Origin of the sequence: Bradyrhizobium sp. SPXBL-02, from assembly GCF_051853065.1 — a bacterium.
Lineage (GTDB): Bacteria > Pseudomonadota > Alphaproteobacteria > Rhizobiales > Xanthobacteraceae > Bradyrhizobium.
Genome location: NZ_CP182474.1, coordinates 1,122,551 through 1,141,494, shown reverse-complemented (window position 1 = coordinate 1,141,494; position 18,944 = coordinate 1,122,551). Strand labels below are relative to the sequence as shown.

Genomic DNA, 18,944 nt, shown 5'->3' with positions numbered 1-18,944 from the left:
TTGCGGCCTTGGAAAGATACGCGGTTTCACGCATTTTGGTTTTCAACGCGTTGCCGATGCCAGCACCCGGTCGACCATGGCAGGCGCGAGCCCGAGGTAATTTTTCGGTGAGGTGAGCGCCTCGATTGTGGCGCGATCGATGCGGCTCGATATCCGTGAATCTGCGGATAACGCATCAGCAAGGCTCATTCCCTTCTCGTTGGCCTGACGGCAGGCGTCATAGACGACGTCATGCGCCTCCTGCCGGCCGATCTGCGGGGCGAGGCCCATCATGACCGCTTCGGCCACAATCAGGCCGCGGCTGATGGCGAGATTGTCGTTCATCTTCGCCTCGTCCACGATGAGGCCTGCGAGCGCGAACTTCGCCTGGTGCAGCGCGCCGGCGGTCAGCACGAAGCTTTCCGGGATCGCCATCCATTCCGCGTGCCAGGGGCCGGTGGCACGCTCGAAATCCTGCACCATGGCGTCGAGCATCAGGCCGGCGTGCTGGCGCACCGCCTTGGACGCCGCAAGCATCAGCTCCGAGGAGATCGGGTTGCGCTTCTGCGGCATGGTCGAGGAGGCGCCGCGCCCCTTGACGAAGGGCTCGTAGACCTCGGCGAACTCGGTCGAGGCCATGATCATGATGTCGAGCGCGATTTTGCCGAGCGAGCCGGTGACGAGGGCGAGGAAATTCACGGCCTCGGCAAAGCCGTCGCGCGCGACGTGCCAGGTCGAGGCGGGAACGCCGAGCTTCAGCTCGGCACAGAGCGCCTTCTGCACGTCGAACCCCTTGTCGCCGAGCGAAGCCAGCGTACCGGCCGCGCCGGCAAACTGGCCGACCAGCACGCGCGGCTTCAGCTGCGCCAGCCGCTCGGCGTGGCGGTCGAACATCGCAAGCCAGATCGCGGTCTTGTAGCCGAAGGTCACCGGCAGCGCCTGCTGCAGATGGGTACGGCCCGCCATCGCCGTGTCGCGATGGCGCTTCGACAGATCGGCGAGGATCTTGCGCAGCTCGGCGATGTCGCGCTCCACGATCTCGAGCGCGGCACGCAGTTGCAGCACCACGGCGGTGTCCATGATGTCCTGCGTGGTGGCGCCCCAATGCACGTAGCGGCCCGCCTCGCCGCATTGCTTCACCATCTGATGCACCAAGGGCAGGATCGGATAGCCGACGACATCCGTCTCCTGCCTGAGCAGATCGAAATCCAGCGCGGCGACGTCGGTCCGCGCCGCGATCGCTGCGGCCGCCTCCTGTGGGATCACACCGCACTTCGCCTCCGCCTTCGCCAGCGCCACCTCGACCTCGGCATAGCGCGCGACCGTCGCGACGTCGGAGAACACCTCGCGCATCTCGGGCGTGCCGAAGGCGTCGCGAAACAGCAGGGAGTCGAGCACGGTGGTGGCGGCGGGAAAAGCAGGCATGGCGTTTCTTCGTGGTTGGTGTTTTCTGTAAGCGGTAACTTACGCAGGCCACTCAATTCGGCAAAGGGCGTTCACCCTTCGCCACATCTATTGTGGGGGCATTGTGCCGAGGCGCCTGAGGATGACGGTGTTCGGCGAAGCAGATTTCGGCGGCCCGCGGCCGCAACATTCCAGTTGCGGTTGTATTCCCGTCTGAAAACGGCATGGCAGCCATCACGCGATTGCGATGAACCAAGCGCCCCCTTCAGCAGACACACGGTTTTCGACCCAAATTTCATTTTGTTTGTTTGCCCGATTTCGCAATGAGGCCTGAGTTTTCGACGTGCAGTTTCTGTTCCAGGACCACCTTCTCGACACCGACCGGCGCGAGCTGAGCCGCGAGCAGGTTCCCATTGCCGTGGAACCGCAGGTTTTCGACCTCGTCGTCCATCTCATGCAGAACCGCGACCGGGTCGTCAGCAAGGACGAGCTGATCGATAAGATCTGGCACGGGCGCAGCGTCTCCGAATCCACCCTGACCAGCCGGATCAACGCGGCGCGCAAGGCGATCGGCGACAATGGCGTGAGCCAGTCGCTGATCCGCACCATCACGCGCAAGGGTTTTCGCTTCGTCGGCGATGTCCAGACACAAATCGGCGCGGTCGCGTCGGGGCCGGTCCGTATCAGCCCGCCCCAGGCGGCCTTCGCGCTGCCCGAGCGGCCCGCGATCGCCGTGCTGCCCTTCACCAATATGAGCGGCGAGGCCGAGCAGGATTATTTCTCCGACGGCATCAGCGAGGACATCATCACCGCGCTGTCGAAGCTGCGCTGGTTCTTCGTCGTCGCGCGCAACTCCTCCTTCGTCTACAAGGGCCGCGCCGTGCACATCCACGAGGTCGCGCGGGAGCTCGGGGTGCGCTACGTGGTCGAAGGCAGCGTGCGGCGGAGTGGCGAGCGGGTGCGCATCTCGGCCCAGCTCAACGACGTCTCGACCGGCAGCCATCTCTGGGCCGAACGCTACGACCGCGAGCTCGCCGACATCTTCGCCGTGCAGGACGAGATTACGGAAGCGATCGTCGCCGCGATCGAGCCGCAGCTCTACGCCGCCGAAAGCTTCCGGGCCCAGCAGAAGCCACCGGGCAGCCTGGATGCGTGGGACCTCGTGATGCGCGCGCTGTCGCATTATTGGCGCATCACCCGCGAGGACAATGCGGCCGCCCAAAAGCTGCTGGAAGAAGCCGTCGCGGTCGATCCCGCCTATGGCAAGGCGCTGGGCCTGCTCGCGACCAGCCATATCTTCGGCGCGCATATGGGCTGGGCCGACATGGCTGCCACCGTGCCGGTCGCCGAGCGTGCGGCGCTCGCGGCGGTGGAGGCCGATCGCGAGGATGCCTGGGCCCATCACGGCCTTGCTTACACATACCTGTTCCGCCGCCGCTTCGACGACGCGCTGGCTGAATTCGAATTGGCCTTGCGGCTCAATCCGAATTTCGCGATGGCGCATGCCTTCCACGGCGTGACGCTGTGCTATGCCGGGCGTTGGCAGGACGGCGATGCCGCCGCCCGCCGCGCGCTGCGGCTGAGCCCGCGCGACCCGCTCGCGGCGATCTATTGCGGGGTTGCGGCCTATGCCCGGTTCGTCGGCCATGACTACGGGGGCGCCGTGCAGATGGCTCGGGAATCGATGCGCCAGCGCGGAGATTTCGTCGGTGCGCACCGCGTGCTGACGGCGGCCGCCGGCATGCTCGACGATCCGGCCCTGGCGGCATCCGCCCTGGAAGGCCTGCGCCGCACCCAGCCCGAGGTTTCGCTTGCCTGGATCACGCGCGAGCTGCCGATGCTGCGGGACGAGGATCGCGCGCATTACCTCCAAGGCTTGCGCCGTGCAGGCATGACGTAGGGCACAATGCTGACGGCATACCCCCCTTTGTGGATGGGGAGGAATTGCACTGTGCCGATCCGCAAAGCACGAAACTTGCAAGCACTCCGCGACGTGAATGATCGCGGAGCGCTCGTCTATGTACGACACCATCATCGTGGGCGCCGGCTCGGCCGGCTGTGTGCTGGCCAATCGGTTGTCGGCCGATCCAAATCGCAAGGTTCTGGTGCTGGAGGCCGGTCGCGCTGCCCCGCCCGCCTCGGACATTCCGTCCGACTGGCCGACGATGTTCAATACGGCGGTCGATTGGGGGTTTCATACCGAGCCGCAAGCAGGCTGCCGCGGACGGCGCATCTTCTGGCCGCGCGGCAAGATGGTCGGCGGCTCCGGCGCGATGAATGCGATGATTTATATCCGCGGCCTGCCGTCGGATTACGATGCATGGGCGCGGGCGGGCTGCGCAGGCTGGGCTTGGGGCGACGTGCTGCCGAAATTCATCGCCTTCGAGAACAATGCCCGCTTCGCCGACGATCCCTTCCACGGCACCAGCGGGCCGCTGCACGTTGCCGACGTCCCTTTCGTCGATCCCAACGAATTGAAATGGCTGGAGGCAGCCCAGGCGGCAGGCCTTCCGTACAACCCCGATTTCAACGGCGCCACCCAGGAAGGCGCCGGCTTCTTCCAGTTCGTCATCAAGGACGGCGAGCGCTTCGGCACCGGCAAGGCCCATCTGCGCCCGGCGCTGGCGCGTCCCAATCTCGTCCTGAAGACCGGCGCACGCGTCACGCGCATCATCATCGAGCGCGGCCGCGCGATCGGCGTGACCTTTCTCGACAATGGTGAACTGAAGAGCGCCTTCGCCACCACCGAGATCGTGCTCGCCTCCGGCGCCATCGGCTCGGCACAACAGCTCCTGCTATCAGGCGTCGGCCCGGCTGACGAATTGAGGGCGGTCGGCGTCGACGTCCTGCATGAGCTGCCCGGCGTCGGCAAGGATCTCCAGGACCACATCAACATTCCCATCACCTTCTACACCAAGGAGAGGATCGGCGTCGGCGCCTGGACCGACGAAAGTCTCGCGGCGAGCCTTGCAGAGTGGCAGGCGCATCGCACCGGTCCCCGCACCTCGCCCTGGGTCGCCGCCGGCGCCCATGTGCGCAGCCGCCCCGACGTCGAGCCCGATCTCCAGCTCTATGGCGCGATCAGCCCGCACCGCGACTATGTCCGCTTCCTGTCGTCCAGGCCGGGCATCACCCTGCATGCGACCTTGCAGCGACCGAAGAGCCGCGGTGAGATCACGCTGCGCTCGTCCGATCCGATCGAAGACCCTGCGATCGACCCCGGCTATTTCGCGTCGGACCCGAACGGCAGCGACATCGCGACCATGATCGAAGGCGTGCGCATCAACCGACGCATCGCCGCGCAATCACCGCTCAAGGAGATGATCGACACCGAGGTTACGCCGAGCGCAGAGGCGATCAGCGATGCCGAGATCGCCGATTATATCCGCGGCCATTGCACGACGCTCTATCATGCCGCCTCGACCTGCCGGATGGGCATGGACGACCTCGCCGTCGTCGATCCCAAACGATTGCAGGTGCGCGGCATCGACGGTCTGCATGTCGCCGATGCCTCGGTGATCCCGATCATGATCTCAGGCAATATCCAGACGCCGACGATCTTGATTGCCGAATGCGCCGCGGCGGCGATCCTGGCTTAGACGCTAATCGTCGTCAGGCCCGAACAGCTTGATCTGGGGGAAGCCGCCGCGCGGCCGGCTCGCGACATCGCGCGCATCCGAATCCTCGCGGATGTTGCGTGCGACGTCATCCCAATCGGTGCGGTCGCGCATGCCGCGCGGCTCGCGGGACTCGTAATAATAGCGGCGCTCGGCCCAGCGCTCGCGACGCTCGGCTCGGCGCCGTTCGGACGCGGCGCGCTTCACGTCGGAATCCCTCGCCTTGGCATAGGCGTTGTTCGAGGAGGACGACGGCTCGGTCGGAGCCTGCTGCTCGGCAGGCTTTGCAGCCAGTGGCGACGATGCAGCGGCGGGCTTGGGCGGCTCCTTGGGCGGCTCGACGGCGGCGGCTTGCGAGGGCTGCGGCGCCGCCGGCGCAGCATTTGCCTGCGTGGCTTGCGTGTCGGGCTTTGCGGCTTCAGGCTTTGCTTCGGCCTGCGCCGGCGCTGCGATCATCGTGCCGAAGGCTTGCGAGCCGGTGAGATAGTTCACGCGCTCGGAAGGAGCGTTCGTCGTCGCCGCAGCTGATGTCGCCGTGCGCTGCGCCACCTTGCTGGTGTCCGGCCCCTGCTTGGACGCCACGGGATTCATGATGTTGCCGGCCACGATACCGCCACCGAGACCAATGGCGATGGCCCCGATGATGGTTCCGGCACCGACAAAATAGGCTGTCGAGGCGCGCATTCATCCACTCCCTCTTTTGGAGCGGGCAACGCGTGGGGATTGCCAGATGTTCCTGATGGCCGCGGCTCCTCGATGAGGAACCGCGCGTATCAGATCTGCTGTGCGACCTTCTCGAGCCCGATCAGGCGGGCGAGCTTGCGCACTTCTTCCTTCTGGTCGTCGCGAAGCTGGAACAACAATGGCATCGCGGCCGACTTCAGCTGCTGCACCTCGTCGCAATTCGGATCGATCTGCGCGCTGGGCGGCGCATTCGGATTCGACAGCCTGTTCGCCTGCATCTTGCGGGCAACGTTGCGCAGTGCGGTCTCGACCGAGGGCCAGTAATATTCCTGCGACGAGGAGAGTTTCAGGCGATCCCTGATGCCCGCGATCTGCACGTCGGACAGCAGCGAATAGGATTTTTGCGGCTGCGGCTTGGCGACGACCTTCGGCTTGGCCGGAACTTCGACGGCCGGAACCTCGGCAGTAGCAGGGGCCTCGTGCGCGCTCGCCTTCGGCATCGGGAAATCGGAGGGGGTGGCGGCGGCGAAGGCCTGACGCAGCGGCTCGGTCAGGACCGGTGCCTGCGCCAACTTGTCGGCGGCGACCTGGACCGGCTCGATCGCGGCCGAGGCCAGTGCGAGCGTCGGAACCAGGCGGTCGGCCTTGGCGGCGCGGTTGGTCGCGAGCGGCTTGGGCGGGGGCGTCTCGGCGATCATCTCGGCGCTGACGCTGGGAACGCTGTCGCGGCCGAGGATGGCGGCTGTGGCGGCGCCGAGGACGAGGAAACAGGTCAGCGCGACGATGGTGATGGCTTTGGACAAACGTCTCTCCGCGTCCGACTTCAAGTCCACGTGATCACTGCCCGGTAACTGGGCGATAATTAAGGCTGAACCGTGCCAATGCGGCGGCAATCGCGCGGACTACGGCGACATCCCCCGGAAATCCCAGCGAAATCAGGCCGCCGCCGCAAGATCATAGGCGTCCTGGATGTCGGCCACGATCTCCGAGGCCTCCCAGACTGCGCGCGGCTCGACCGATTGCAGCGTCACCGTCCAATTTCCGCCGCGGCGGGTCTGGGGGACGCTGACGATGTCGAAGCGGACGTTGCGGCACAGCGGGTGGCGGGCCAGTGCGTGGGCGACGCGGACGCGGATCTCGTCCATGGTCGCAGCCGTCTTGCTGTTGAGATAATTGAAGTCCATCGCCTGTCCTCTCGTCCTGATTGGCGGCCACGAGGGGATTCTTGGCTGGCGATGGTTAATCCGCCGTTAAGTGGGGCGGACTGGAGGCATGCGGGATTAACCGTGTGCGATGCACCGTGGGAGAGGCGACGACGCTACCGCCCACCCGCCCGGTGATATTCCGCGACGGTCCGCGCGACGAGATCGTCGACCGCGAGCACCTCGGTGACACCAGAGGTCGAATGCCCGCCGCTCCAGACGTCGCGCCAGCGCTTGGGACGGCTTTCGCGCGCGGCGACGTCGATATCCTCAGTGATATCGATCGCGCCGCGCGCCGGCAGATCGTCGGGATCGAGCCCGGCGGCCACGATCGACGGCCTCAGCATGCTGGTCTGAAGTCCCGTGAACGCGGTGGTGAGCAAGATGTCGTCGGCGCTGCTCTCGACCAGCATCTGCTTGTGACGTTCGTCCGCCATACTCTCGCGCGTTGCGATGAACTTGGTGCCCATATAGGCGAGATCGCAGCCGAGCACTTCTGCCGCGTGCAGCGCGCAGCCGTCGCCGATGCCGCCCGCGAGCACGATGATGCCGTCATAGAACGCGCGCACCGCGCGGACGAAGGCGAACGGGTTGAGCCAGCCGGTCTGCCCGCCCGCGCCCGCGGCGAGCAGCACCAACCCGTCGGCGCCTGCTTGTGCCGCGCGTTCGGCATGGCGGATGGAAGCGACGTCCGCCAGCACCAGCGCCCCGGCGTCGTGCAGCGGCTTCAACACGGGCGCGGGCGAGCCGACCGATGTGATGACGATCTCCGGCCTGTGCCGCAGCAGCACGGCAAGATCCTGCTCCAGCCGCGCATTGGAGCGGTGCACGATCAGATTCGGACAAAGCGGCGCGGCCCTGCGGCCGGCCTGATCTTCGTACCGGCGCAAGCGCGTCTCGATCGCGGTCAGCCATTCATCGAGCTGGTCCGCGCCACGGCAATTCGCCGTGGGGAAGCTGCCGATCACCCCGTTGCGGCAGGCCGCGACCATGAGCTCGACGCCTGAGACCAGAAACATCGGCGCCGCGATCAGCGGCAGTGCGAGACGATCGCGAAAGCGTTGCAGTCGATCCGATGGCATGCGTGCCTCCCTCTCGCGGGCGTTTCGTGTCCTCTCGCAGTCTCTGTGCCAGCGTCGTCCCCGGCTTGTGGCAAAGGTGCTGCGCGCCGGCTTCTGGAGCGGGCAGTACCGGATGGTAGAGCAAATACTCCGGAATTCTACGGTGTCATTGTTGCTCCGGCACCACAGCACGCAGCGGAGTCTACGGCGACGATGCCCGCGCAATTGCCGGCGAATCAGGGAATCAACTAGACCGCTGACGGGGCTGGGGAAGCGGAGAGTGAAATGAGAGTCGCTTCCCTGGAAAGTGCGGTCGCCGCGATTACGTTGATCACGGCTATCATCGTGGTGCTGTGGGGGATCAAGATCTTCTACGGTGTGTGAACTGGCAGGATGGCGAGCATCCCTTCCGCGGCGGCGGAAGCCTGCCGTTCATCCGGAAGGAGCGATCGCGGCCCCGCCGTGACGCTCACCGCTTCTCGATCACCAGACTCTGCACCGCGCGGCCGAAATAGCCCTGACGGTCGGCGAGGCGCGACATCGCAAGGCCCGCGCCGTCGGGGCCGATCCAGGAATCGCCGTCGAGCAGGATCCACTCGCCGACCGGCTGGCGCGCAAAGCTCACGGTGAGGTCGGCGTTGATGTAGGTCCAGGCGCGAAAGTCGAGCGTCGAGGCGGTGCCGTTGGAGAAGTCGGCAGCGACCACGGCGCGCATCGCCTGCGAGATGGCCTCGCCTTCGATGAGCGGATGGTCGACGCGAAACCAGATCGCACCGGCGCCGGCCTGGCCGAAGCGGCCGCGCGCGGCGCGCATCGAGACCGATCGCACGAACGGGCTGGTGGCGGCGTGACCGTCCTCGACCAATGAATCCTCCGGCGCGGGCAACGTGACCGGCAGCTCCTCGACCTCGTCCGGCAGCGTCAGCTCCTGGCGCCTGATCTTCAGCACGGTGGCGCCGACCACCTGCACGCCATCGGCGAGCAGCTTGATTCCGCAGAGCTGGATCTTGCGGCCCTCGCGCAAGACCTCGGTCGCGATCGTGAGCGGCGCCACCGGCACCGGGCGCATCAGATCGATGGTCACGCGCGCGACGTCCATCGGCACCGCCGTCGGGATGCGCTCAGCCGCCCACGTCACCAGCGATGCCGGTGCCGAGCCGTGCTGCATGCGCCGGTCCCAGGGGCCGGCCGCATCGGGGCTGGTGACGACGTTGTTGCCGTCGATGCGGTAGATGGCGGTCATGCTGCACTCGATCCGGGAGCGATCACAGCGGCGGATCGATCGCTTCGTCGTATTCCTTCTTGAAGCGCGCGATCAGCTCGGCGGCGGGCACGATGCCCTCGACGCTGCCGATGCCCTGGCCGCTTCCCCAGATCTCCTTCCAGGCCTTCGGCTTGGCGCGCTCGCCTGAGGCGTCGGTGCCGAAGTTCATCTTGGAGGGATCGGACGTCGGCAGGTTTTCCGGGTCCATGCCTGCGGCCAGGATCGAGGGCTTCAGATAATTGCCGTGCACGCCGGTGAAGAGATTGGAATAGACGATGTCGTCGGCGCTCGAGCCCGCGATCATCTCCTTGTACTTCTCGACCGCATTGGCCTCCTTGGTCGCGATGAAGGCCGAGCCGATATAGGCGAAGTCGGCCCCCAAGATGCGCGCGGCGCGGATCGCCTTGCCGTTGCCGATCGCACCCGACAGCGCGATCGGGCCGTCGAACCATTTGCGCGTCTCGGCCACGAAGGCCAGCGGCGAGATGGTACCGGCATGGCCGCCGGCGCCGGCCGCGACCAGGATCAGGCCGTCGGCCCCCTTCTCGATCGCCTTGTGCGCGAATTTCTGGTTGATCACGTCGTGGAAGACGATGCCGCCCCAGCCGTGCACGGCCTGGTTCAGCTCCTCGCGGGCGCCGAGCGAGGAGATGATCATCGGCACCTTGTACTTGGCGCAGAGCTGCATGTCGTGATCGAGCCGGTTGTTCGACTTGTGCACGATCTGGTTGACCGCGAACGGCGCCGACGGCTTGTCGGGATGGGCGCGGTCATAGGCCGCGAGCGCTTCGGTGATCCGCGCCAGCCATTCGTCGAGCAGCTCCGGCGGCCGCGCGTTCAGCGACGGAAACGAGCCGACCACCCCCGCCTTGCACTGCGCGATCACCAGATCGGGCACCGAGATGATGAAGAGCGGCGAGCCGATCACGGGGATCGACAGGCGCCCCTTGAACAAGGCAGGCATGGACATTGCGGAACGATCCTTTGTTGGCCGGTCGAATTGAAAGCTGGGAGCCATACCAACAAGGCAATCTTTCCACTGTCAAGTATTGCGTTTTGGCGCCGTGTCCGATGCGGCCACCGCAATTCCAAGCAGCGGAATTCGGGCCTTCCAGGTCTACCCGCCCGTCATTGCGAGCGAAGCGAAGCAATCCAGAAATGTATCCGCGGAGACGGTCTGGATTGCTTCGTCGCAAGGGCTCCTCGCAATGACGCGGCGGGAGCTGCAGATGACACCCTACCCGATCAGATCCGGATTGATCAGCCGCTCGAACGAGAACATCTCGTCCCACTTCTCCTGCGTCAGCAGCTTGCGCTCGACCACCACGATCTGGTGCAGCGACTTGCCGCTCTTGTAGCCCTCGCGCGCGATCTCGGCGCATTGCTTGTAGCCGAGCAGCGGCTTCAGCACCGTGACGATGCCGAGCGAGTTCAGCACCATGTTGCGGGTGTGCTCCTCGTTGGCGGTGATGCCGACGACGCAATTCTCGCGCAGGCTGTTGACCGCACGCTCCATGGTGCGGATCGAGAAGAACAGCGCGAACGAGATCACCGGCTCCATCACGTTGAGCTGGAGCTGGCCGGCGGATGCCGCGAGCGTCACCGTGGTGTCGAGCCCGATCACGAGGAAGCTGGTCTGGTTGACGACCTCGGGGATCACAGGGTTGACTTTGCCCGGCATAATTGAGGAGCCCGGCTGCAGCTGCGGCAGGTTGATCTCGTTGAAGCCGGCGCGCGGGCCCGAGGCGAGCAGGCGCATGTCGTTGCAGATCTTGGTCAGCTTGCTCGCGGTGCGCTTCAACACGCCGGAGAGCTGCACATAGGCGCCGGTGTCGGAGGTCGCCTCCACGAGATCGCCGGCGAGGATGAAATCGACGCCCGTGAGCGCGCTGAGGTGGCGGACGGCGAGCTTGGGATAGCCGACCGCCGCAGTGACGGAGGTGCCGATCGCGGTGGCGCCGAGATTGATCTCGCGCAGCAGCGCGCGCGCTTCCGAGATGCGGTCGACCTCCTCGCCGATCGTGGTGCCCCAGCCCCGGAATTCCGCGCCGAGCGACATCGGCACCGCATCCTGCAGATGGGTGCGGCCCATCTTCAGCACCCGGTCGAACTCGCGCCCCTTGGCGAAAAAGGCTTCCTGGAGCTGGCGCAGCGCCGTCATGTAGCTCTCGAGCCGCAGGATCAGGGCGAGGCGAAAGGCGGTCGGATAGGTGTCGTTGGTGGACTGGCCGTAATTGACGTGATCGTTCGGACTGACGTGCTGGTAGTCGCCCTTGGCAAAGCCGAGCGATTCCAGCGCGAGGTTCGCGATCACCTCGTTGGCGTTCATGTTGGTCGACGTGCCGGCGCCGCCCTGGATGAAATCGGTGACGAACTGATCCATCATGTCGCCGGCGATGACGCGGTCGCAGCCGAGGATGATGGCGTCCGCGACCTTGGCGTCGATCGCGCCGAGGTCGCGATTGGCCATCGCGGCGGCCTTCTTGACGTAACCGAGCGCCTTCACGAAGTAAGGCTCCTGGTTCATCGGAATGCCGGTGATGTGGAAGTTCTCCTTACCCCGGATGGTCTGGACGCCGTAATAGATGTCGTCGGCGATCTCGCGCTGTCCGAGGAAGTCCTGCTCCGTACGGCTCATGGGCGCTCCTTGGTTCTCGCGCGAGGGCCTTCAGTTCTGGCACAGCGCGCTGGTCACGAAAGTGTCGGTGCGGCAGTCGTCCGGCTTACGTTGCCGGCCGGGGATCAGGACCTTGGCGGAGCATTTTTCCGCGGAATCGGCGTTCAGGCTCTTGCCTTCCTTGTAGCCCTTGCCCTGGCAGAGCTGGTCGGCCGCCTGCTTGCAGTCGGGTGCGCCGTTCGCAGAGACCGGGCAGATCACGCGCCCCGACACCATGGTCGAGGGCTTGGCCAGCCGCGACAGGTCGTCCATGGTTTCGCTGGGGCTTTTGATCGGCGGCAGGATCGAGGGCAGCTTGTCGAACAGCTTGCCCATTTCGTTGATCAGCCCGGGATTCTCCTCAGCTGCCGGCGGCGCCGATGGAGCGGGCGTCGACGGCGGCGGGGCGGCCTGCGCCCCCTGCTCCCGAAGGCCGAGCGTCGGCGGGGCGGATTGCGGCCGGGCTGTTCCGCCGGCCGCGAGAAGGAGCAGCAGCGCTGCCGACATCAGCGTCCCAGACCGTGCGGCCGGATTGCCGGATCGAACCATCATGACGGCAACCGTAACCGAAGCCGGCGCGGCGGCAAAGCCGCCGCCCTAGATCAGCTTGACCGCGATGACGAAGCCGAGCACCAGCACCGCGGCGCCGATCGCAACCCAGAGACCGAGATGCTTCTCGATCCGAACCCGGATCCAGTCGCCATAGCGGTTGAGCAGGATCGCGACGACGAAGAAGCGCCCGCCGCGCGCGACGATCGAGCACAGGATGAACAGGATGATGTTGTAGCCGGCAAAGCCCGAGGTGATAGTGACGAGCTTGTAGGGGATCGGCGTCAACCCCTTGAGCAGGATGATCACCGCCCCCCATTCGGCATAGGAGGCCCTGAAGGCGTCGACCTTGTCACCGAGGCCGTAGACCTGGATCAGCCACTGGCCGACCGAGTCGAACAGCAGCGCGCCGATGGCATAGCCGACGACGCCGCCGATCACCGAGGTGATGGTACAGACCGTTGCATACACCCAGGCGCGCTGCGGGCGCGCCAGCGACATCGGGATCAGCATCACATCCGGCGGGACCGGAAAGAAGGAGCTTTCGGCGAAAGACACGATGCCCATGATCCAGAGCGCGTAGGGCTTGTGGGCGGCGTCGATGCACCAGTCGTAGATACGTTTCAGCATGGCGCCGCGATGAAGCACCATGGGACGGATTTGTCCATCGCCAGTTTTTGGGCGATTTGTGACGTTTTCAGTGGCGCTTGCGCGCGGCGCGGCCGTCGAGCGCGACAATAGGCCGCCGCGAGGCCATGCGCGGTGACGCGACTTTGGGCAATTTCGCCGGCGTCTTCGGCAGTTTCTCGGCAATACCGAGCATGTCCTCCCGCCGCGTCATTTCCCGCCAGACGTCCTCGGGGCGTACTCCGGCCGAAGCCCACAGCACGGTGAGATTGTAGAGCAGGTCGGCACTTTCCCGGATCACGGCCTCACTATCGCCATTGACCGCATCGATGACGACCTCGATGGCTTCTTCGGCCAGTTTCTTCGCCATTTTTGAGGGCCCACGCTGAAACAGCCGGGCTGTGCGCGATGTTGCCGGATCAAGATCTCTGGCCGCGAGCACAGCCAGATATAGCCGCTCAAGCGAATCACTCATGGTACTCAAAACTACTCGAAACAAATGGCCGGCGTGTTAACACGCGGCAATATAAGCAAAAAACAAGCCGCCGCGGCAAGCGCGACGGCCTGTTCGCCGATGACGTATGGCCGATCGGTTAATAGCAGCTATAGCCGGAATAGCCGTGGGCGCAGGGGTTTTTGTAGCCGCCATAGGTGTAGCGGTTGCCGGAGTCGTAATAATAGGGACCATAGCCGGGGCTGCTGTAATAGACCGGGCCGCCCTCGTAATAGTAACCCGGACCCGGATCATAGGCGTAGGCATTGCGGCTGGCTGCGATCGCGAGGCCGGTCGCGGCCAGGCCGAACATCGCGGCAGCAGCGGCGCCGCCACCACCGCCATGCCAATGACGGCCGCCCGCGTAGGAGGCGCTGGGGGCAGCGGCGGTCAGGGCCACCACGGCAGCCGTGGCAAGAACGGCCTTGCGGCCGACGAACTTCGAAAAGCTGTCAAACATGATCTGGACCCTCCTTGGGACCTCGGATTGTGCCTGACGACAGGCTGATGTCTGTCAAACACTCGCCCCCTAAGTAGGTTCCCCAACCCCAACACAAGCTGAACGGGGTTGCGTAACGATGCCGCAAGCCCGCTCATCCACCGTTCATGTTCGCGCGCGCACGCTCGTCGCGGGCCGGCGCTGCAAGCCGTCACGAAACCATAACAATGCGGGGCCGGCGCGACCGATGTCCGGATTCAAGACGATCGCCCTTCAGTGCCTGCTGGCCCTTGCAATCCCGTTCGCCGCATTGAGTGTGCCCAAGGCCATCGCGGCCGAGAGCGGCGCTCCCTCGACTGCGATCCACTTCACCTTCGACCGTCCCATCGATGCGAGCATGGCGCCGTTCTTCCTTGCGGCGAAGGACGGCAGGTTCGGCGCCGAGCGTCTCAACGTCTCCTTCAACAGCGCGAGCGGATCGCCGGAGGCGCTCGCACGCCTCGCCAAAGGCGACAGCGAGCTTGCGCTCGTCGACATCAACGAGCTGATCCGCTTTCGTGACAAGGACGACGCGGCGCCGGTCAGGGCCGTGTTCGTGCTGTTCGACCGCGCGCCTTACGCGATCGTCGCGCGCAGGAGCCGCGGTGTCCGCGTCCTGCCCGATCTCGATGGCAAGACCGTCGGCGTTGCCGACGGCGATCTATCGATGCGGCTGTGGCCGGCACTGGCGCAGCAGAACGACATCAAGGCATCGCACGTCAAATTCCACAAGATCGGCGCCGCGGTGCGCGAACCGATCCTGTCCGCAGGACAGGTCGATGCCGTCGCCGGCTTCAGCTACCTCTCGGCGGTGAACCTGCGCGATCGCGGCGTGCCCGAAGCCGATCTCGTCGTGCTGCGCTACGCCGACTACGGCTGCGAAGCCTACGGCTTTGCCGTGGTGGCCAACACCGCCTTCGCCGCGTTGAAGCCGGATGCGGTGAAGGGCTTCGTCCGCGCCTTGATCGCGGGCATCAAAGCGACGGCCAGGGAGCCGGCGCGGGCGGCGGAGGAGGCCGCGAGCCGCATCGACGACGGCGACCGCAATCTGGAGCTGGAGCGCCTGCGCGCCGTCCTTGCCGACAACATCCTGACCGAGGAGGTCAAGCGCAACGGCGTTGGCGGCATCGATCCGGCGCGCCTGGAGCGCTCGATCGATCAGATCGCGCAGGACTTCAAATTCCGCAAACGGCCGGCTTTTCGCGACGTGTTCGACGACCAGTTCCTGCCGCCGCTGGCAGAGCGGCTGATCAACTGAGCAAAACTGCAAGCTTGCGCTGTATCTCGCGGCGGTCCCTGCTTAGAATGTGGGCTCCCTCGTCGCCGAGTCCTCGCCCACATGTCCATTCTCCGTCTCTACACCCGCGTTCTCGAGCTGCTCGGCAAGGAGGCGCGGCTCGGCTGGGTGCTCGCGGTCGCCAACCTCCTGCTGGCGGGATCGCAGTTCGCCGAGCCGGTGCTGTTCGGCCGGATCGTCGACGTGCTCTCGGGCAAGGCCGTGGCCGGCTCGAGCTCGGCCTGGCCGTTCCTGGCCGCCTGGGTCGCGTTCGGGCTGTTCACCATCGTCTGCAGCGCGCTGGTGGCCTTGCAGGCCGACCGGCTCTCGCATCGCCAGCGCCAGGCGGTGCTGACCGATTATTTCGAGCACATCCTGCAGCTGCCGTTGACCTTCCACTCCGGCACCCATTCCGGCCGGCTGATGAAGGTCATGCTCAACGGCACGGACGCGCTGTGGCGGCTGTGGCTCGGCTTCTTCCGCGAGCATTTTGCCGCGATCCTTTCGGTCCTGGTGCTGCTGCCGCTGTCGCTCTACCTGAACTGGCGGCTGGCGATCCTCTTGTTCGTGCTCTGCATCGTCTTCACTGGCCTGACCACCTTCGTTGTGCGCAAGACCTTCGGCATGCAGATGGAGGTCGAGGAGCATTACAGCGAGCTCTCCGCGCGCGCGTCGGACGCGCTCGGCAACGTCGCGCTGGTGCAGAGCTTCGTGCGCGTCGAATCCGAGGTCAAAGGACTGCGTTCGGTCGCCGACGAGCTGCTGGCCGCGCAGATGCCGGTGCTGTCGTGGTGGGCGCTGGTCACGGTGATCACGCGCGCGTCCACCACCATCACGGTGCTGGCGATCTTCACCCTCGGCATCGCGCTGCACGACCAGGGCCTGACCTCGGTCGGCGAGATCGTGATGTTCGTGAGCTTCGCGACGCTGCTGATCCAGAAGCTCGAGCAGGTGGTGAGCTTCATCAACAGCGTGTTCATGGAAGCCCCGCGCCTGCGCGAGTTCTTCAATGTGCTCGACGCCGTGCCCGCGGTGCACGACCGACCCGACGCAATCGATGCCGGCAGGCTGTCGGGCCTCGTCGAGTTCAACGACGTCACGTTCTCCTATGACGGCAAGCGGCCGGCGATCGAGGACCTCACCTTCACCGCGCTGCCGGGCCAGACCATCGCGCTGGTCGGCCCGACAGGGGCAGGCAAGTCGACCGCGATTGCGCTCCTGCATCGCGCCTTCGATCCGCAATCCGGCGTCATCAAGATCGACGGCATGGACGTGCGCGGCGTCACGCTGACCTCGCTGCGGCGGAACATCGGCGTGGTGTTCCAGGAAGCACTGCTGTTCAACCGCTCGATCGCGGAGAATTTGCGCGTCGGCAAGCCGGATGCGACCGAGGCCGAGATGCGCAAGGCGGCGGAGCGCGCGCAGGCGCTGGAATTCATCGAGCGCAGCGGCGGTTTCGAGACCAATGCCGGCGAGCGCGGCCGCATGCTCTCCGGCGGCGAACGGCAGCGGCTGTCGATCGCCCGCGCCCTGCTGAAGGACCCGCCGATCCTGATCCTGGACGAGGCGACCTCCGCGCTCGACGCCGTCACCGAGGTCAAGGTGAATGCCGCTCTCGACGAAGTGATGAGGGGCCGCACCACCTTCGTGATCGCCCATCGCCTCTCCACCATCCGCAACGCCACCCGGATCCTGGTGTTCGAGAATGGACGCGTGATCGAAACCGGAACTTTCGAGGAACTCGTGGCCAAAGGCGGCCATTTTGCCGAGATGGCCAAGGCCCAGTTCATGGTGCAGGAGAACGCGCGGGCCAGCGTGACGGCCGCCGAGGCTGCCGCGACAGCTGCCAAATCCCCCTAGCAAGTCCCGAGAGGACCGTCGAAATTCGGCCTACTTCGTTGCGGAATACCCGCCCGAAGCCCCTATTCTCGACGCACCAGCCGGTATAGGTTTGCGACGCCGCAAGCGGCGGCGCTGGATTTCAGAACCGACAATCAGATCACGAGAACCGACCCTCTCGGGCGCGGATCTCCAAGGACCGGAATCGGATAGTGCACGCCCTTCGCCCGCTGCTTCGCAAATCCCTGTTCAACCTGTTCGCTGCGACGCTCGCCTGTGCCGCGTTGCTCGCACCGCGCGCGGCGGACGCCGAAGCGCTCCTGCTGATCGAGGCCGACAGCGGCAAGGTGTTGCAGGCCGAAAACGCGACCATTCCGTGGTATCCGGCCTCCGTCACCAAGATCATGACAGCCTATGTGACGCTGAAGGCGGTCAAGGACGGCAGGCTGACGCTCGACACGCTGCTCACGGTGTCGCCAACCGCGGCCTCGCAATCGCCCTCGAAGATGGGGTTCCGCCCGGGAACGCAGGTCACCGTCGACAACGCGCTGAAGATGATGATGGTCAAGTCGGCGAACGACATGGCCGTGGTGCTCGCCGAAGGCGTCGGCGGCTCGGTCGACGGCTTCTCCGCGGTGATGAACGACACCGCGAGGAAGCTCGGCATGACCCAGACGAGCTACGTCAACCCGAACGGCCTGCCCGCCGAAGGCCAGGTCACCTCGGCGCGCGACCTCGGCATCTTGGCGCGCTCGTTCCTGCGCGACCTGCCGGAGTACGAGTACTTCGTGCACATCCCGGCGATCCGCTTCGGCAAGCGCGTCACCGGCAATTTCAACAAGCTGATCGGCCGCTATCCCGGCGCCGACGGGTTCAAGACCGGCTTCATCTGCGCCTCCGGCTACAACCTCGTCGCCTCGGCCACGCGCAACGGCCGCCGGCTGATCGCGGTGGTGCTCGGCGCCAATTCCGGCACGGCGCGCGCGGTGAAGGCGGCGCAGCTGCTGGAGCGCGGCTTCGCTCAGGACAACCTCACCTGGCTGCGCCCCTCGCTCGGCACCGTCGACAATCTCGTGCCGGTCGATGCCACGCCGCCGAACCTGCGCGACGAGATGTGCGGACCCAACCGCAAGCGGCCGGCCAGCGACGACGACGATGCGCTGATTGCTGCCAATGGCGGCGCGACCGGATCCGCCTCCGCCACCGGCGGCGCCGCCCAGTTCACCTTCTTCACGGCCGGCCTGCAGCCGCCGCTGATGAAGGCTTCCGAGCTGATGGCCTCGGCCCCCGCGGCCACAGAGCCCGTGCAGGTCTATACCGGTCCGACCCGCACCGGCACGGCCCTGATCGCCGCGGTCGCAGCCGATGCCGACCAGCAGGCCGCGTCCAAGCCGCGTGGCAAGAAGTCGCGCGTCGCCAAGAAGCCAGACGCCGCCGACAAGCCCAAGGAGGGAAACAAGGAGGCTGGCACGAAGACCGCGGCGGTGAAGCCCGACGCCAAGCAGGCTGACGGCAAGGGCGACGGCAAGACCGCAGCCAAACCGGCCGCTGCCAAGCCGGCCGGCGCCAAGCATGCTGCGGCCAAGCCCGATGCGGCCAAACCTGCCGAGAAGCCTGCAAGCGGCGACCAGGCCGCCAAGCCCGCCAAGCCCAAGGCTGCGAAGCCGGCCGCTGCCGCCAAGCCGGCGAACAACAGTTAACGCCTCTCGGAATTGAGCCAGCCCGCGCTTCGCACCTGCGGCAGCGGGTTTTGCGACGATTCCAGTAGCGACACCCCGACCTTTGCCCTAAGCCACGATGGCTTGCCACCCGTTC

17 protein-coding genes are annotated in these 18,944 nt (G+C 65.9%); 5 read left to right on the top strand and 12 right to left on the bottom strand.

Annotated features, from left to right (window positions below; all coding sequences use genetic code 11):
* Positions 1-42 precede the first annotated feature (42 nt).
* Positions 43-1,404, bottom strand: a complete 1,362-nt coding sequence (gene pcaB, locus ACNJYD_RS05360; protein WP_439365607.1) for a 3-carboxy-cis,cis-muconate cycloisomerase — start codon at positions 1,402-1,404, stop codon at positions 43-45.
* A gap of 322 nt (positions 1,405-1,726) precedes the next feature.
* Between pcaB and ACNJYD_RS05355 the strand changes: the two genes are divergently transcribed.
* Positions 1,727-3,283, top strand: coding sequence for a winged helix-turn-helix domain-containing tetratricopeptide repeat protein (locus ACNJYD_RS05355; protein ID WP_439365606.1), 1,557 nt, complete (start codon positions 1,727-1,729; stop codon positions 3,281-3,283).
* A gap of 118 nt (positions 3,284-3,401) precedes the next feature.
* Positions 3,402-4,982 carry a GMC family oxidoreductase gene (locus ACNJYD_RS05350; protein WP_212254039.1) on the top strand — a complete coding sequence of 527 codons (1,581 nt, stop codon included), beginning with the start codon at positions 3,402-3,404 and terminating at the stop codon, positions 4,980-4,982.
* A 3-nt stretch (positions 4,983-4,985) separates the two neighbouring features.
* Here ACNJYD_RS05350 and ACNJYD_RS05345 read toward each other — a convergent pair whose 3' ends face one another.
* From ACNJYD_RS05345 to ACNJYD_RS05295, 11 genes are all read right to left on the bottom strand, one after another.
* Complete coding sequence (locus tag ACNJYD_RS05345) at positions 4,986-5,684, bottom strand: hypothetical protein (protein WP_212254038.1); 699 nt, start codon at positions 5,682-5,684, stop codon at positions 4,986-4,988.
* Between the two features lie 89 nt (positions 5,685-5,773).
* Positions 5,774-6,487 (bottom strand): hypothetical protein, encoded by a 714-nt coding sequence (locus ACNJYD_RS05340; RefSeq protein ID WP_172785093.1) that lies wholly within the window; start codon positions 6,485-6,487, stop codon positions 5,774-5,776.
* A 132-nt stretch (positions 6,488-6,619) separates the two neighbouring features.
* The gene (locus tag ACNJYD_RS05335) at positions 6,620-6,868 is read right to left on the bottom strand and encodes a hypothetical protein (protein ID WP_172785094.1); all 249 of its coding nucleotides are present in this window, start codon (positions 6,866-6,868) and stop codon (positions 6,620-6,622) included.
* 134 nt (positions 6,869-7,002) lie between these two features.
* Positions 7,003-7,968, bottom strand: a complete 966-nt coding sequence (locus tag ACNJYD_RS05330; RefSeq protein ID WP_439365605.1) for an NAD(P)H-dependent flavin oxidoreductase — start codon at positions 7,966-7,968, stop codon at positions 7,003-7,005.
* 448 nt (positions 7,969-8,416) lie between these two features.
* Complete coding sequence (locus ACNJYD_RS05325) at positions 8,417-9,190, bottom strand: thioesterase family protein (protein ID WP_439365604.1); 774 nt, start codon at positions 9,188-9,190, stop codon at positions 8,417-8,419.
* A gap of 22 nt (positions 9,191-9,212) precedes the next feature.
* A complete protein-coding gene (locus ACNJYD_RS05320) occupies positions 9,213-10,181 on the bottom strand; it encodes an NAD(P)H-dependent flavin oxidoreductase (protein ID WP_439365603.1) in 969 nt (322 codons plus the stop codon).
* A 267-nt stretch (positions 10,182-10,448) separates the two neighbouring features.
* The gene (locus ACNJYD_RS05315) at positions 10,449-11,849 is read right to left on the bottom strand and encodes an aspartate ammonia-lyase (protein WP_260381948.1); all 1,401 of its coding nucleotides are present in this window, start codon (positions 11,847-11,849) and stop codon (positions 10,449-10,451) included.
* A 30-nt stretch (positions 11,850-11,879) separates the two neighbouring features.
* Positions 11,880-12,419 carry a hypothetical protein gene (locus ACNJYD_RS05310; protein ID WP_439365602.1) on the bottom strand — a complete coding sequence of 180 codons (540 nt, stop codon included), beginning with the start codon at positions 12,417-12,419 and terminating at the stop codon, positions 11,880-11,882.
* A gap of 45 nt (positions 12,420-12,464) precedes the next feature.
* Positions 12,465-13,046, bottom strand: a complete 582-nt coding sequence (locus ACNJYD_RS05305; protein ID WP_246570560.1) for a YqaA family protein — start codon at positions 13,044-13,046, stop codon at positions 12,465-12,467.
* 67 nt (positions 13,047-13,113) lie between these two features.
* On the bottom strand, positions 13,114-13,518 hold the full coding sequence (gene hisE / locus ACNJYD_RS05300; protein WP_172785232.1) for a phosphoribosyl-ATP diphosphatase: 405 nt from the start codon (positions 13,516-13,518) through the stop codon (positions 13,114-13,116).
* Positions 13,519-13,636: 118 nt separating this feature from the next.
* Entirely contained in the window at positions 13,637-13,996 is a 360-nt protein-coding gene (locus ACNJYD_RS05295) for a hypothetical protein (protein ID WP_172785101.1), read from the bottom strand.
* 226 nt (positions 13,997-14,222) lie between these two features.
* On the opposite strand from ACNJYD_RS05295, the gene ACNJYD_RS05290 reads away from it, so the two are divergent.
* The 3 genes from ACNJYD_RS05290 (at position 14,223) to ACNJYD_RS05280 (ending at position 18,829) form a co-directional block, all read left to right on the top strand.
* A complete protein-coding gene (locus ACNJYD_RS05290; RefSeq protein WP_439365601.1) occupies positions 14,223-15,272 on the top strand; it encodes an ABC transporter substrate-binding protein in 1,050 nt (349 codons plus the stop codon).
* An 81-nt stretch (positions 15,273-15,353) separates the two neighbouring features.
* A complete protein-coding gene (locus ACNJYD_RS05285; RefSeq protein WP_172785103.1) occupies positions 15,354-17,150 on the top strand; it encodes a glucan ABC transporter ATP-binding protein/ permease in 1,797 nt (598 codons plus the stop codon).
* 191 nt (positions 17,151-17,341) lie between these two features.
* Entirely contained in the window at positions 17,342-18,829 is a 1,488-nt protein-coding gene (locus ACNJYD_RS05280) for a D-alanyl-D-alanine carboxypeptidase family protein (protein WP_212254032.1), read from the top strand.
* Positions 18,830-18,944: the final 115 nt, after the last annotated feature.